The 15,581-nt window shown below is 67.2% G+C and carries 9 protein-coding genes and 2 tRNA genes; 9 read left to right on the top strand and 2 right to left on the bottom strand.

All coding sequences use genetic code 11. The features are described 5' to 3' along the window. Window positions 1-854 precede the first annotated feature (854 nt). The 5 genes from ABD793_RS34440 (at window position 855) to ABD793_RS34420 (ending at window position 5,496) form a co-directional block, all read left to right on the top strand. Entirely contained in the window at window positions 855-1,106 is a 252-nt protein-coding gene (locus tag ABD793_RS34440; protein ID WP_344867479.1) for a hypothetical protein, read from the top strand. A 10-nt stretch (window positions 1,107-1,116) separates the two neighbouring features. Then, window positions 1,117-1,332 carry an iron chelate uptake ABC transporter family permease subunit gene (locus ABD793_RS34435; protein WP_344867478.1) on the top strand — a complete coding sequence of 72 codons (216 nt, stop codon included), beginning with the start codon at window positions 1,117-1,119 and terminating at the stop codon, window positions 1,330-1,332. A gap of 211 nt (window positions 1,333-1,543) precedes the next feature. Next, a complete protein-coding gene (locus tag ABD793_RS34430; protein ID WP_425548817.1) occupies window positions 1,544-1,996 on the top strand; it encodes an ATP-binding cassette domain-containing protein in 453 nt (150 codons plus the stop codon). Between the two features lie 847 nt (window positions 1,997-2,843). Next, window positions 2,844-4,475: a citramalate synthase gene (gene cimA / locus ABD793_RS34425; RefSeq protein WP_344867476.1), complete on the top strand. Its 1,632-nt coding sequence runs from the start codon at window positions 2,844-2,846 to the stop codon at window positions 4,473-4,475. 250 nt (window positions 4,476-4,725) lie between these two features. Beyond that, window positions 4,726-5,496 (top strand): fumarylacetoacetate hydrolase family protein, encoded by a 771-nt coding sequence (locus tag ABD793_RS34420; RefSeq protein WP_344867475.1) that lies wholly within the window; start codon window positions 4,726-4,728, stop codon window positions 5,494-5,496. 1,201 nt (window positions 5,497-6,697) lie between these two features. On the opposite strand, the gene ABD793_RS34415 is transcribed toward ABD793_RS34420, so the two are convergent. Beyond that, on the bottom strand, window positions 6,698-7,936 hold the full coding sequence (locus tag ABD793_RS34415; RefSeq protein ID WP_344867474.1) for an FAD-dependent oxidoreductase: 1,239 nt from the start codon (window positions 7,934-7,936) through the stop codon (window positions 6,698-6,700). A gap of 1,111 nt (window positions 7,937-9,047) precedes the next feature. Between ABD793_RS34415 and ABD793_RS34410 the strand changes: the two genes are divergently transcribed. The 3 genes from ABD793_RS34410 (at window position 9,048) to ABD793_RS34400 (ending at window position 10,171) form a co-directional block, all read left to right on the top strand. Then, complete coding sequence (locus ABD793_RS34410; RefSeq protein WP_425548816.1) at window positions 9,048-9,884, top strand: HAD family hydrolase; 837 nt, start codon at window positions 9,048-9,050, stop codon at window positions 9,882-9,884. A 50-nt stretch (window positions 9,885-9,934) separates the two neighbouring features. Continuing rightward, window positions 9,935-10,006, top strand: a tRNA-Gln gene (locus ABD793_RS34405). A gap of 92 nt (window positions 10,007-10,098) precedes the next feature. Beyond that, window positions 10,099-10,171: transfer RNA gene (locus ABD793_RS34400), tRNA-Glu, on the top strand. Window positions 10,172-11,714: 1,543 nt separating this feature from the next. On the opposite strand, the gene ABD793_RS34395 is transcribed toward ABD793_RS34400, so the two are convergent. Continuing rightward, window positions 11,715-14,465, bottom strand: a complete 2,751-nt coding sequence (locus tag ABD793_RS34395) for a transcriptional regulator (RefSeq protein WP_344867473.1) — start codon at window positions 14,463-14,465, stop codon at window positions 11,715-11,717. A gap of 191 nt (window positions 14,466-14,656) precedes the next feature. On the opposite strand from ABD793_RS34395, the gene ABD793_RS34390 reads away from it, so the two are divergent. Then, the gene (locus ABD793_RS34390) at window positions 14,657-15,448 is read left to right on the top strand and encodes an SDR family NAD(P)-dependent oxidoreductase (RefSeq protein WP_344867472.1); all 792 of its coding nucleotides are present in this window, start codon (window positions 14,657-14,659) and stop codon (window positions 15,446-15,448) included. Window positions 15,449-15,581: the final 133 nt, after the last annotated feature.

Here is a 15,581-nt window from a genome sequence, read left to right as displayed (position 1 = left end):
GGCCGCCGAACCTGGGGTTTCTGCACCTCGGACTTCGGAGTCCAGGCCTCGGAGCCCGGGGTTTCTGCACCTCGGGTTTCTGGGCCCCGGCTCCTGGCTCCCGGACTCCTGGGCTCCCGGATTTCCGGACTCGTGGACTCCTGAGCCACGGACTTCTGAACCGGGTTGGCCAGCGTCTTCCCTCGCATGGGCCGGCACAGCTCGACCCTCGTCAGTGCTGTGCCCAGAGCACCGTCAGGTTCCTGACAACCTTTCGCGCCCGGACTCTGCGCAGACCCCGTGATGAGCCCTCCGATCCACCGTCCGGAAGTTCCGGCCCGGCCACCCCGCCGAAGCCCATCGCCGTCGGCTGAGCGCCAACACCTACTTCGCTAGCATGTCGCTTCAAGCGACGACAGCCAGCGTGTCGTGGCTGTCCAGCATGGGCTGTTTGGCCAGCGTGCCGCGACTGTTCGGCAAGGGTTGTTTGGCCAGCGTGCCATCCCTGTTCGGCAGTAGTCGTCCGGGCAGATTGTCGTCATCGGTTGGCAGTGGTCTTCTGGGCAGACGTATCCCCACCGTCCGGCAACACTCGTCTGGGCTGCATGTGTCCGCACACCAGAGGCGGAGTCGTGGGTGATACCTCCACCGGTCGGCGACGTTCGTTTGGGCGGCGGGCGCCAAGTAATGGCGACGTTCTCCGCCATTAGGGCGCCGCGGTGGACGGCACCTTGTTGCCCCTATGAGACAAAGGCTTACTCTGTCGTGCCTGGTATTGACCGCTACCTCGCTGGCACTTCGGTTCTTCGCGGTCGCCACCGTGCTCGTGTTCCGTGCCGAACGGTGAGACGCCGCGATCGGTTCACCTCCGCAGCATGAATTGGGGCGTGCTGCCGATTGCCGCGATAGTGGTGGCTGCTGGGGTGATCATGTTGCCGGCGTTCGTAGGCGGGCTCAGTGCGCTGACCATGGGCGACGATGTGACCACGACCCTCGGCGTGAATGGGTTGCGAGCACTGCTGTTCGTGCATTGTTCTGTGAAGACCGGTGAGCCGGCCGCGGTGCGTGGCACGGCCGGTATCGGTCGGATTCGGCCTGTTCGGCCTGTGCGTTTGTCGTCAGCGTGACCATTGCTGGGTGCTTGAGGTTGCGCCGTTTGCCGGTGCGGTGTTCCTGGTCTGGATGGATGTCGCTGTGCGCGTCCTTGTCGCGCCCGAGGAGTTGCCGATCGGAGTGACGTCCGCGACGGTGGGTGTCGTTGCGTTCGTTGCGTTCGTTGCTGCCGTTGCTGCCGTGGGTGCCGTGGTTACGTGGTCGGCGGGGCGCGAATGGACCTTTCGCACCGCAGGGTGAGCGTGACTGCCGCTGGTCGGAAATTGGTCGACGACGCGAACGCTTGACGCGTCGCAAGGCCGGTCCGTCGGACTGCTCGGGCTGAACCGCATCGGCAGATCGGCGACGTTGGGCGCGGCCGATCGAGCTCTCAAACAGTCGGCTGACGCCGCTTAGTCGGCGGCCCGCCGGAGGGAGGCGTGTCTTTTCGTGCCCGGCCGCGCGATCGTCGTTGCGCAGGAATCACACACCGGGGCGACTTCAGGGTCTCCGAGGTGGTGGCAAAGGGCGGTTGACGCACCACGGTCTACCCGAACGGATCGCTGCCTACGAACGGAAGTGCGGTGCCGTGCCCTTGAACAGGTCGGTCTCGGGTACCTGGAGTCTGCCGACGTTGTCCGGCGGCGAACGTCGACGCGTGCTGATAGCCCGCGCATTCGCCCCACGGCCACGGATCGTCGTGTCCAACGAGCCGACCAACCATCTCGACCTCTGTCAGCAGTTGGAGACTCTCGCCGTCGTCCGCAGTAGTGGGCTGATCGTGCCACGATCTGAACCTGGCCGCCGCCATGTGCGAGATGGTCCGCGTTCTCGACCACGGCCGTCTCGTCGCCAGCGGCACGCTAGAGCAGCTGCTCGAGCCTGGGCTGCTTGCCGGCGTGTTCGGTGTGCGTGCGCGTGGTGATGGCTACGCGGGTGTCTGCAGTCGCTGTTCGATCAGTGCGAATCTCCGGGTCGGTAGTTGTGCGTCGAAGGATCGCGACAGTCCCGGTCGCCACGCTTGCCGTGACCGGCTGTCGTGTCCACGTGTCCGATGGGGACAGTGGCGCCGCGCGATGACCGTGACTAACGATGGGCGCCATTGACCATCTACAAGGGACAGTCTGTGGAAGTGCTCTCCTCACGGTGAAGGGCTGAGGTCGGCCGGGCGCCCAAGCTGGAGGGGAAGTCCAACCGTCATGCCGACGTTCGAGGCGCTGTACGCAGATTTGCGAAGTTTGAGAAGATGTTCGAAGTCAGTGTTTGTGCAGAGAAGATGCTCCGAGAATACCGCAGTCAGGTGGCCACGGTGTCCGACGCGCGCACCATGAGGAGTCCCAAGCCCGCACGACAATGGCCCTGACCAGCTGTTCACCGTTGCGTGCGAGGTCGGACCGGCAGGGAAATCATCACCAAATCGGGTGGTGTGAACGTCTCGTCGGGGCTGCACGACGTGCGGCAGTGCGGGAAGGACGATTCGTCGCTCTGTCATACGCGACTCCCGTCGAGGGAACGCATCCGCCGTGGCGGTGTTCGACGGGTGCCTGGGTGGCCGTCGCGATCGATCGGCGTTCAACGCCGCGGGAGCTCCATCGCACTTGGAACCCGGGCGAAGCTGTGGCATGATACGAAGCATGACCGCCACCTCGATCATTATTGCCTTGCGCGCCGGGTAGACGCTCCACAAGAGCTTCCGGCGCGCAACCTCTCGCATCCGTGCGGGAGGTTTTTTGTTGCCTGCATCAGGTTCTGTCCACCGCAAGGAGAACGCCGTGACCCGCACGGAGCCCGCCGGGACGCCACTTGGCGACGCCTTTCACCTCTACGACACGACGTTGCGCGACGGCGCTCAGCGCGAAGGGATCACGTACTCCGTCGCCGACAAGATCGCGGTTGCTCGTCTGCTGGACGAGCTCGGCGTGGGGTTCATCGAAGGCGGCTGGCCGGGTGCACTGCCGAAGGACACCGAATTCTTCGCGAGGGCGGCGAAGGGTGAGTTGCCGCTCAAACACGCCGCACTGGTCGCGTTCGGCTCCACGCGCAAGGCGGGCACCGACGCGGAACGAGACCCGCAGGTCCGCGCGTTGCTCGACGCCGAGGCGCCGGTCGTCACCTTGGTGGCCAAATCGGACCTGCGGCACATCGAGCGCGCGCTGCGAGTGGATGTCGACGAGGCGTGCGCCATGGTCCGCGACACCGTTGCGTTCCTGACCCGCGAGGGGCGGCGTGTGTTCCTCGACGCTGAGCACTTTTTCGACGGATATGCTGCGTCGCCGGAGACGTCGCTGCGGGTGCTTGACGCGGCGGCCGGCGCAGGCGCCGACGTGCTCGTGCTGTGCGATACGAACGGTGGCCAGCTTCCGTTGGGACTGGCCGAAACCGTACGGGAAGTCAAGGAAAAGACCGGGTTCCGGCTCGGTATCCATTGCCAGGACGACACTTCCTGTGCAGTCGCGAACTCAGTTGCCGCGGTGCAGGCCGGCGCATCGCATGTGCAGTGCACCGCGAACGGCTACGGGGAACGGGCAGGCAACGCCGATCTGTTCGCTGTGGCGGGAAACCTGGCTACCAAGCTCGGCATGGCGGTCCTCCCGGCCGGCGGAGTCGCCGAGCTGACCAGGGTTTCCCATGCACTTGCCGAGATCGCCAATCTCGCACCCGACACCCACCAGGCCTACGTCGGGTCGTCGGCCTTTGCCCACAAGGCGGGGCTGCACGCGAGTGCGATCAAGGTGGATCCGTTGCTGTACAACCACATCGATCCGGTCTCGGTCGGCAACGGAATGCGGGTGCTGGTCACCGAAATGGCAGGCAGGGCCAGCCTCGAGCTCAAGGGACGCGAGCTCGGGGTCGACCTCGGCAGCCGGCCCGAAGCACTGACGAACGCGGTGCGCAAGGTGAAGGACCTCGAATCGGAGGGCTGGTCGTTCGAGGCCGCCGATGCTTCGCTGGGGCTGTTGCTGCGTCGGGAGGTCGAGCAAGTGTCCGGCGAGGAACCGCCGGCGCCGCCGTTCGAGCTCGAGTCCTACCGGGTCGTGCTCGATCACCGTCCCGACGGGGAAGTCGTCTCCGAAGCGACGGTGAAGGTCCATGTCGCTGATCAGCGGGTCATCGCAACCGCGGAGGGCAACGGGCCGGTGCACGCGCTCGACGCGGCCTTGCGTGCGGCACTGAGTCCTCACCTGTCCTGGTTGGACAGCGTCGACCTGGCTGACTACAAAGTGCGAATTCTTCCTTCGAACCCGGGGACACACGCGGTCACGCGGGTTCTCCTCGAGACGAGTGACGGTGAACACGAATGGACCACGGTCGGGGTGCACGGCAACATCGTCGAAGCAAGCTGGCTGGCGTTGTGCGACGCGTTGGTGCACAAGAGTCTCTCGCTGACTTCAGCGGTCGGGTGAGCCGAGCCTGGTTGCCCCGGGCTTCTCCACTTCGCCGGTGCGTGCAATGGCGTCCCACGGGCGAGGTTGTCCCGGCGTGCGCACTCCCCGCGAGCGTGGTGGGGCTGAGGGGTCCGCTTGCGTCGGAGATGGTCGAGGTTGCCCAGGTAATCGCCGGTGCGAACGGCCCGTTCACGTCATCCCGGCATGAAGGGACCGTTCATGCCACTCGCCGTGCGACATCTCCGGAGGGCATACGTAGACTGGGGGTGTGCGTCTAGCTCGTATTGCTCATCCCAGTGGTGTCGCGTTCGCTTCTATCGAGGGTGAAGGTGAGGACACCCAGGTACTGGAGATCGCGGAACACCCGTTCGGCCAGCCGAACTTCACCGGCAAACGGTGGCCGCTGGCCGACGTGCGGCTGCTTGCGCCGATCCTGCCGTCGAAGGTGATCGCCGTGGGCCGGAACTACGCCAAGCACGCGGCGGAGCTCGGCAACGAGGTGCCGTCGGCGCCGATGTTGTTCATCAAGCCGTCCACGACGGTGATCGGCCCGAACGTGCCGATCCGGCGTCCCTCCGGCGTCGGGCGGGTCGATTTCGAGGGCGAGCTCGCGATCGTGATCGGACAGCCGGTGAAGAACGTGTCCGCGGCGCGCGCGGCGAGCGCGATCCTCGGGTATGCCGTGGCCAACGACGTGAGTGCGCGCGACCTCCAGAAGTCCGATGGGCAGTGGGGCCGCGCGAAGGGGTTCGACACCTTCTGCCCGCTCGGTCCGTGGATCGAGACGTCGCTCGACCCGGCCGACCTGGCGCTGCGCAGCGAGGTCGACGGCGAGGTCAAACAGGACGCCAGGACCAGCGACCTCGTTCACACGGTGCCCGAGCTCGTCGAGTTCGTGTCCAAGGTGATGACGCTGCTGCCCGGTGACGTGATCCTCACCGGCACGCCGGAAGGCGTCGGTCCGATCGTCGACGGTCAGTCGGTGGCGATCACGATCGAGGGCATCGGGACTCTGACCAACCCGGTGCAGGACGTCTGACCAGGATCTTGCCGCTTTGTCGCCGCGACCTCGACGGTTTGCGGGGCATCGTGGTCCGGCCGGCTGCCCGGATGGCGGCTGTCCGCGCGGGGCAATGGCGAGTCGCTGGTGGCGGGCGGATTTTCCCCGGCCCCCACTCGTGTTGCCCTTGAACGGTGACGTCGGTATGGGGGTCGTTGGCCCACCGGCGTTCGGGTGCCGCTTGCCGGCGGTGGCCGTTGAACGGCGACGCGGGCACGGAGGACCCGGCCGCGGGTGGGTCACCGGTGTTGCCTCCGAACGGTCAATGACCCATCGGGCGGCGACCGGCGCTTCGGCTGGTGATTGTCGCCTCGGGCAACGACCGATGCCGCGGATGGTGATTGTCGCTTTGGACGACAACTGGCGCTTCGGACGACGACTGGCGACCGTGATGGCGGGTGGTGCCTCGGGTGTTCGGTGTTCCAGGTTCGACGTACCGGATGGCGGCTGCCGACGTTGTCTTCTGAATGGCAACAGGCTGGTCAGGCAGTGATTTTGGGCGATCGCTGTGCGAGTTTCACCGTTTGACGTCCGGTCGGAACCGCGCTGGAGTGGGTCGGTGTGTTGACCGCTCGGACGACAACTGCGTCGGGACAGTTTCGGTCGAGGCGGCGATGGATGGGTCGGCGTCCGAGAGTCGTCTGGTGTCGGCGTTGCTGATTCTTGGGGGCCTGGGGCTCGGTCGGGGTGGGTGACCGCTGACCGGTCGGTGGCGCAGTGACGCGATTGCTGGGTGGTTGACCATGTGGGGGTTGCCGGGTGGGTGCCACTGGGGGCACGCGACCACGGGTTGACTAAGCGCCGGGCGCGGTGGTTGGCGGGTGGGGGTACGCGATCGGCAGTTGGTCGGCCGCTGGATGTGGCGATTACCGCTTGAGCGGTATGCGACCGCCAGCTGGCTGGTTGCGAGGGTGCGGCGGTTACCGGTTGGCTGATCATTGGCGGTCGCTGGTCGCTGGTCGCTGGTCGCTGGTCGCTGGTCGCTGGTCGCTGGTCGCTGGTCGCTGGTCGCTGGTCGCTGGTCGCTGGTCGCTGGTCGCTGGTCGCTGGTCGGCGGTGGCTGGTTGCTGGTCGCTGGTCGGTGGTTGTGGGTCGGTGGTGTGGCGGTGGTTGTCTGTCGGCTGGTGGCGGGGTGGCGGCGACTGCCGGGCTGGTGATGGCGGGGTGGTGCGGGTGCGGGCTACCGGCCGGCGGGTTCCATGGGGCGCCGTGCGAAGGAAGGTACTTGTTCCGGGCGGAAGCCGACGCCGAGCAGGCGGGCCGGTAGGTAGGCCAGTTTCGGGAAACGGGCGAAGAGCGCGACCAGCACGGGTGGCGGCTGGTTGCGCCGTCCGGCCATCACAGGGCGCATCACGCCTCGGTGCAGCATCCGCTGGAGAGATTGGACGGCGATCGTCGGCAGGAGGCGGCGGCTGCGTACCGTAGCGAGTTCCGTTGTCGTCGGGCGGCCTCGGCGCAGGGCGTCGGCGAGGAGCCTCGCCGTGGCTACCGCGTCTTGTACGGCCAGGTTGATTCCGACGCCGCCGACCGGGGACATCGCGTGGGCCGCGTCGCCGATGCACAGCAGGCCGTCGACGTGCCAGCGGTGCAGCCGGTTGAGCCGGACCTCGAGGAACTTGACGTCGTCCATCGACTCCAGTTCGTGGGTGCGGTCGGCGAACTCCGGACAGACGTCGACAATGTTCTGCCGGAAGTGCTCGATGCCCGCGGCCCGCAGGTCTTCGCCTTTCGGCGCCAGGTAAGCGATCTGGTAGTAACCCTTGCGGGGCAACGGAACGGCGAAGCGCCGCTTGCGCATCCGGGGCATCAGCATGCCCTCGGTCTCACCCTCGTGCCGCGAGATCCGGAACCACCAGGCGTCGAACGGGGTTTCGTATTCGCGGGGGTCCAGCCCTGCCCAGCCGCGAGTCTGCGACCACCGTCCGTCGGCGGCGAGGACCAGATCGGCTTCCAGCTCACCTTCGGTGCCCTCAGCCGTGCGGTAGCGCACACCTGCGATCCGACGGCCGGAACGCAGCAATCCGGTCATCTGGGTCTCGAGCCGCAGGGTGAAGGTCGGTTCCTTCTGCGCGGACTCGGCGAGCAAATCGAGGAAGTCCCATTGCGGCACCATCGCGATGTAGGGATGCGGGACGTTCAGCAGCGACAGGTCTGCGATCTTCATGATGCCGCCGTCCTCGGTGGGAAAGCCTGCGGCGCCCACTTCGGTGTGCGGGAGGGCGTTGAACTTCTCGCCAAGGCCCAGCTCGTCCAGCATGCCGAGGGTGGACGGGTGGACCGTGTCACCGCGGAAGTCACGCAGGAAATCCGCGTGTTTCTCCAGCACCGTCACCTCGACGCCGGCGCGTGCCAGCAGTAGCCCGGCCACCATGCCCGCCGGCCCGCCGCCGACGATCACGCACCCTGTGTGCTCGGTCATGCTGCCCAGCTCCCTTATTTTCATCGCTTGTTGAATAAATTCAGGATGCACCCGGAGGGTCGTGGCGTCAACCCGGAGTGTGCGGGTCCTGTCTAGGACGGGTCTGGTAGGTCGGTCGAGACGTCGCGGTGGACCGGTGAGGCCTCGAGCGTCGGGTGATGTCGAGTGGTGGCGCTGGGGGGTCGTGCTGGCTGTTGGGGGTCGGTCGACGGAGCCTGGTTTGCCGTCAGGAGTGAGAGCTTCGCGGTTTAGCCGAGCGGGGCTTGGGCTGGGGAAGCGAAATCGGCCCGCGATGGTCCGTTGAGGGACTGGTGCTTGTTGTGGTGCGGGGATTGCGTTTGACGGCACGTCGATGTGGCGCGTTGAGGAAATGTGATTCGGATTTGGGGGTTGTTGGGCGTGAGGTCTTGGTATTGCGTAGATTGATGGGATTGCTGGTGACGTTTGCGATTTTTGATCTTGCATTGCAGTCTTTGTCCGAGTTGAGGTATGTGGGTTGTTTTACGGGAATTGGCGGCGCGGGTTGTGTGAGGTTGATGCGAAGTCTGCGCAGCGGTGGTGAAATCGTGACGGTTCTGGTGTTGTGCCGGCGGGTCTGTTCGATCGGTGTGGGCGTGGGAAGTCCGTGGCCGAAGTGTTGCGGGAAGTGGGAGGTGTGAAGAAGAGGAAGCGTGCTGTCGAAGGGGGCATGCGGCCTGGGGGTGACGGGGCGTTGTGGCGGTGGACGTGGCGGAGGGTTGGGTTCTGGTCTGGGTGAATCGGGCGCGGCTGGGGCTGATTGAGGTGTGGTGTGAATTGGCGCGAGCCGGGACGAGTGGAGTTGTGGCGTGAATAGGACGAGTGGAGTTGTGGCGTGAATTGGGTGGGGGTGTGCGCAGGGGCGGGAGTGTGGTTGCTGGTGGGGATGTGGTGCGGCCGGGCTGTGGGTGCGACGGGAATTCGCGAGTTTGGTTGTGGTGGTTTGTCGGTGGAGGGCTCACTCGGGTGGCGGTGGGAGTGTGGCCGGTGGTGGCTTTGCGCACCGGGAGTAGAGGTGGTGGGTCGGAACGGGGCAGTGCCAATCACCTTTTTGGCCGCGTTGCGAACGCGGCGCGTGCCCTAGCCTCACTGGGTGGATTTCGCCGCGGCTGCTCCGACCCCTTCGCGAACCGCCCCGCCGGCCCCCTCGGGCCGGGAGCCGTGGGCGCCTCCCGAGCTGCGGTTGGTGTGCCTTGACATCGACGACACCTTGATCGACTGCACCGCGGCGATCCGTCGTACCCTGCACGCGCTCACCGGGCGTGGCGACCTGTGGCCGTTGTGGGACTTGATCACCGAGGAGCACGTGGCGCTCGTCGTCGCCGGAAAACTCGGCTACGACGTCATGCACCACCGGCGCACCGAGTGTTTCCTCGCCGAGCTGGGTATCGCCGCAGAATCGGTACAGGTGGCCGCATTCGAGACGCGCCGACGGGAGATCCTGGCGCGTTCCTGGCGACTGTTCGACGACGTGCTGCCCTGCCTCGAATGGCTGCGCGCCGCGGGGCTGTGCATTGCCGCGGTGACGAACGCCTCAGGTGCACATCAGCGGCGGAAGATCGCGGAACTCGGGCTCTCGCCGTTTTTCGACCATGTCGCGATCGCGGGCGAGGTCGGGGTGGCCAAACCGGATCCGGTGATGTTCCACTCGGTGTGCCTCGCGCTGGAATGCGCGCCGGAACAGGCGGTGCATGTGGGTGACAAACTCGACACCGACGCGATCGGCGCGCGGGACGCGGGTCTTGGCGCGGTGTGGCTCGATCGGGACGGCACCGGCCGGGTCGGTGAACGTGCGCCGCGGGAGGTGTACACCGTCTCCGGCCTGGGCGAGCTTCCTGAGCTGCTGGTTTCGGAGTACGCAACGGTCGGGGTTCCGGTACAGCGTGCGGGCGAGACCCCCGCTGCGCGGGTCCGCGGCGGCGTGTTCTAGTATTTCTCCTCGTGCGGTGCTGAACCGGTCGAGCCGGGAATGCGCCTCACTGGGGTATGGTGTAATTGGCAGCACGACTGGTTCTGGTCCAGTTAGTCTAGGTTCGAGTCCTGGTACCCCAGCTGCGGTGAGAGACCCCCTCGGCGAGAGGGGGAATCGCCTCTGGTAGGTTCTCTCTCGCAAGAAACGCCCCGGAAACGGGGAAAGTTCCTAAGCCCCCGTCGTCTAGCGGCCTAGGACGCCGGCCTCTCACGCCGGTAGCGTGGGTTCGAATCCCATCGGGGGTACTTACAACATCCCCGCAGGTGACTCTGTCTCCTGCGGGGAATTTTTGTGTGTGGGTCCACGCCACGGTGACCGGGCAGCGGGCCCGGTCGGGGACGGGCTTTCGCCGGTGTTGCTGATCGGGTGGGCGACGTCGGCACAGCAGCCCCGTGAACGTGGGAACGAACGGGGGTTCGGTTCCTGCGTTGCTCACTGAACGTTACGTCGGACGCATCACGGGACTTGATCCACCGGTGGCACGTCGTGGCCTGGCCGCGTCGGTACCTCGGCCGCGGGACGATCGGGAAGGCGCTTGCTGGTCAGGAAGCCCTTGTCGGGTGGGGGATCCGTGACGACCGGGGTTGGGTGGGAGATCCTGGCCGACCGGGAGGTCTGTGACCGCGGGTTGACCCGGGATCCGTGACGGCGGGGTGGTCGGGAGTCAGTTGCCTGCCGGGTGTTCTTGCCGATCGGGCGCCGGTGCCGGCCCGGAAACCTTTGCCGACCGGGGAAAACCGTGCTGACTCGGACAGTCTTGTCGGAGAGTCTTGGTGGTCGAGAGCCCTTGGGGGTTGGGAAGTCGGCCGGGACAATCTGGTTGGCGAGAGTCCTTGGCAGTTGGGGAATCGATGGGGCGGGGCTGGTTGGCGGGGGTCGCTGGAGGTTGGGCGGCCGATGGGGCGGGGCTCGTCTGCCGGGCGAGTCTTTGGCGGTCGGGGAAGCCTCGGCTGGTGGGGGAAGTCGGCTGGGGAAGTCTTCGCCGAGGGGGAAGACCTTCGCCGCCGGGGATTTCTTCGTTCGGGAAGACCGTGGTGTGTGGCGGGCCAGCGCGGCCTCGGGTGCATGACGCGCATCAGACGTCCGGGCGCGGCCGGTATCGCGAGGGTGTCCAGGTATGGCGGGGAGCTTCAGACACGGCAGGAGAGGCACGCACGGCAGCGACGTCCGGGCGCAGCCGGGGCGGTGGGGCGGCAAGGTTGGTGGGCATGACGGGGTGAGGTAGGGCAGCGGCGGCAGGCGGTGGGTATGGCAGGGCAGGCGGCAGACGGCGGGTGCGTCAAGGTTGGTGGGTATGGCGGGCAGGGCAGGGATGGCGGGTGTGGTGGGTATGGCAGGGCAGCGGTGGCAGGCGGTGGGGGTGTCAAGGTCGGCGGCCATGACGGGGCGGGGTAGGGATGGCAAGCGGCGGGTGCGGCAAGGTTGGTGGCCATGGACGGGGTGAGGCAGGCACGGCAGGTGTGGCGGGCAGCGACCGCGGGCTGCGGGCGCGGCGTGACGGGTGAGGGCAGGGCATGCCAGTGGGCGGCGGGTGCGGCATGGCAGGGACGACGGGTGCGGCATGCCAGTGGGCGGCGGGTGCGGCATGGCAGGGACGGCGGGTGCGGCATGCCAGTGGGCGGCGGGTGCGGCATGGCAGGGACGGCGGGTGCGGCATGCCAGTGGGCGGCGGGTGCGGTGGGTATTGCATGGCGGGGCCGGTCAGGAACGGCGGGCAGGGTGCGGCAGGGGCATGGCAGGGCGGACGTGGCGGGCATAGGTGCGCAGTGCGGGGTGCGCACTGCGGGGTCAGGATTCCGGTGCCGGTACGACTCGTAGGTGCCATGTTGTGCGGAAGGCGTTCAGGGTCAGCCAGGCGAGCCGGGCGTTGACTGCGAACAGTTGGCGTGCCGAGGCGAGGGTGTCGAAGGATCCGTCGCCGGGGGTGTGGCCTCGTTGGAGGTCGGCTTCGGCGAAGTTGGGGCCGAAGGTTTCCAGTACGGTGCCGAGATAGTAGAGATAGCCCAGCGTTTCCACCTGCAGCCGGCTCAGCTCGACGAGGCCGGGCTGGGGGTCGACGGGGGGAGCTGCCGCGGCGTCGACGAGTACGGAGGCCACTGGGGCCGCGTGTGCCTCGACGTGGCGGACCAGGCGGCTCGCCAGTTCGTCGTCGTGGTCGCCTCGGGCGACCACGGTGCGGAGTCCGGCTCGTTTGCCCGCCAGGTCTTGTGCCACCACCCGTTCGGCCGCCGCGGACAGTGAGCCGTCGGCGGAAATCACTTGCCTGGCAATGCGGATCAGCTCACGGGGCAGGCCGCCGGACAGGCTGTGGCACAGGCAGGCGAACGGTTCGGGAAACCAGAGGATACGGCTGTTCAGCAGCCGGCAGGAATCGCCGAGCGTGAGGTAGTCGAGCCGGAGGATGGCGTCGAACGCGCTGTCGAAAGTGTCCCGCACCGGCAGACCCCGCCGTTCGAACGACGCCAGTGCGTCCTCGGACACCGAAACGAGGAAGAGGAAACCCGGTACGTCGAGGCCGAAGAGTGCCTTGACCTCGTTGACGAAGTCCTGCGCCAGATCGGGCGAGACGATCTTGTCGAGTTCGTCGAGGATGATCACGACCGACGGTTTCGCCATGTGCTGGAGTGCGTCCAGACATCCGACGGCCGTCTGGAGGAAGTCGCCGAAATCGTGCACCAGCTGGGGATAGGTACGCGGCTGCCGGGTCACCTCGTGCGAGCCGGTCGCGCCGACCTCGGTGCCGGCCGCGGCGACCTTGCCCGACCACCCGGTGGTGTACTTCTGCTGAAGCTCGATCTCGCTCAGTGCCCACCGGGCACGCGCGCGCAGCGCCGCCAGGTCGCCGGGCGGCACCGGTGGCTTTGCCGGCGGCCGTACGGAGGTCCGGCCGGGACGCCACCGCATGGCGAGGTAGAGCAGGGCGCTCCCGCCGAGCAGTCCGATCAACGGCCACCACAGTGTCGTGAACAACCCGGCGGCGTCGAGCTTCTGGTCGCGCGCGGCGAGGGACCCGAGCACCCCGAACCCCACCCAGAGCAAGACTGTCGCGAGGAACGGCCACCCGCGTCGCAGCCATTCCCACCGACGCTGCGGGGGAGCGGGCGACGAGGACTCGCCGTCGGGCGGTTTGAAGTCGATCACCGCTTCGCAAGTGCGGGCGAACAGGTGCAGGACGAAGTCGCGTGCGTCGTAGCGCACCGGGACGCTTTCGAACACCGCGATGTGCGCCTGGTTGCTCTCTAGGGCCAGGCCGCCGGCCTGATAGGTCTCCAGCAAGGTGGACTTGCCCACCCCGCGTGGGCCGGCGATGCCGACCGCGCCGCCGGCGATGCCTGCGATCAGCGTCTGCAGCTGCCGCACGCCCGCGAGTGAGGTCACGACCCGGTCCCCCGGGCGCATCTGCCCGAGTACATGCCGGTCCACGCCGGTGAGCTCGGTGCGGTAGGCCGGATTGCGCAATTCGTTGAGATATCCGATGACCCGCTGCCGGACCGACTCCGTTGCCGCGACACTCCAGGCCCGGTCGTCTTCGTCCACCTTCGCCTGCAACTCGTCCCGGATCCGAGTCCACCGTGGACTGCCCCGCCGTTCCGGATCGCGGGAAAACCGGCGGGGGATCAGTTCCGGGCTGAGCGTGAGTGGTGCCGTCCCGGCCAGCAGAACGAGGGACAGCAGGTCGGCCGTGACGAACTGGACCCACTCCGGGACCGGGAAGGTCCAGGACAGCACGAGTACCGTGCCGACAGTGGCCGTGACACAGCCGAGAAAACCCCGGCTACGCGCGATCGGCGGGAGCCGCTGTCCCGGCTCCTCTTCTTTCTCCTGCTCGGTCGCGAAGATGTAGGCGAAGAACGTCAGCATGACGGTGACCAGGCCGGACAGCACCCACACGAGCACTGCCAAGAAGCCGCCCATCGTGTCGAAGGACGCGCCCCACAAACGGCACACCAGCAGCACATACGTTGTGGCCAGGCCGGTCGCGATCGGCCAGCCCGCGCCGCCGAGCGCGCGACGGCCGCTGAACCGGACGCCCGCCCGCGCGACGAACCGGCGGCCGAGCCACAGGCTCGCGATCGTCGAGACGATCAGCGCCGCGACCACCGCGAGCCACGTGCTTCCCGGCCAGGGAACCCGGGACAGCTGCCAGCACAGCAGTGGGTGGATCATGCCGAGCCACAAGGCGAATCCGAATGCGGCGTGCCCCACGCGGTCCCGGGGGTTCGCCGTGGCCGCGACCGGCAGGCGGCCCGACGCGAGGTGATTGCGGAGCCGATTGCGATCGGCTTGCCAGGCGGTGATCGTCGGGTTGGTCTCCCGGAGGATCGCCACACTGTCGCTTTGCACGCGGTTGCGGACGGACTTTCGCACCTGCTCGAGGTCGCCTTCGGAGACCAGTCTCGTCAGGGCTTTCGCCTGCTCTTCCAGTGTCGCCATGGCCAGTTCGGGGAGACGTTCCCGTAGCTGTTCGACCAGCGCGTCACCTTCGGGCTCGGCCTCTGGCGCATTCGGGACATCGGACAGCAACTCCGGCACGGTCACGGACGAGAAGCTTAACCGGTTCGCCCTGCGGCGGCTCGGGTTTCGGCCTGTGGACGCGAGGCCGGCCGCTCACCGGAATGCTATTTGACGACTGGTAAGAGAAATCTTGACACTTGACCAAAGATGGTTCTACGGTCTCCCTCACCGCACCTCGAACTGCCGCAACGAAGCGGTGAACAGGAGGACCAGGGATGGCTGATGTGGACCTGACCGGCCGGACGGTATTGGTTACCGGTGGGGCGCAAGGGCTCGGTGCAGGCATGGCCGAGGCGCTGGCCCGCGCGGGGGCGTCGGTGATGATCTCCGACATCCGGAGCGACATCGGGAAGACGACGGCGGCCGGCATTCCGGGCGCGCGTTTCGTGCCGCACGACGTGACCTCCGACCGCGACTGGGCGGCCGCGATCGAAACCACCGTCGCCGAGTTCGGCGGGCTCGACGTCGTGGTGAACAACGCGGGGGTCGAGGTCACCCAGCTCATCGTGGACACCGAGCCGGAGAGCCTGCTCACCATGCTCAACGTCAACGTGGTCGGCACCATGCTCGGCGTCAAGCACGCTTTCCGCGCGATGCGCCCGGACGGCCCGGCGGGCAAGGGCGGTGCGGTCGTCAACGTCGCTTCGGTCGCGGCGGCGATCGCTTTCCCCGGCATCAGCGGGTATTCGGCGACCAAGTCCGCGATCGACCGGCTGACCAGGGTCGCTGCGATGGAGGCGGGCAAACTCGGCTACGGCGTGCGGGTCAACTGCGTTCTGCCCGGTCTGGTTGCCACCGAAATGGGCACGAAGCTCGCGGTGGAGACCTCGTCGCTCGGTCTGTTCGACAGCCCCGAAGCGGCGGTCGGCGAGGTCGTCGAGCTCACTCCGTCCGGACGTCTCGGCGAGGTGGCCGACATGGCCGACGCAGTCGTTTTCCTTGCCTCGGACCAAGCCCGGTTCGTCAACGGCGTCGGCCTCCGGGTCGACGGTGGGATGGGAATGTGACGGCCGCCGACGCGAAGAGGCCCGTCGTCCGGCTGTACCGGCAGGCTCATCTGTGAGTACCTGCGCGAGCTGAACGTCCCGTTCATCGCGGCCGGCCGGTCCAACGACTGGCCGGCCGTGATGATGGCGCGGA

Origin of the sequence: Amycolatopsis ultiminotia, from assembly GCF_039536925.1 — a bacterium.
Lineage (GTDB): Bacteria > Actinomycetota > Actinomycetes > Mycobacteriales > Pseudonocardiaceae > Amycolatopsis > Amycolatopsis ultiminotia.
The sequence above is the reverse complement of the archived record's forward strand: the minus strand, read 5'-3'. Positions and strand labels throughout refer to the sequence as shown.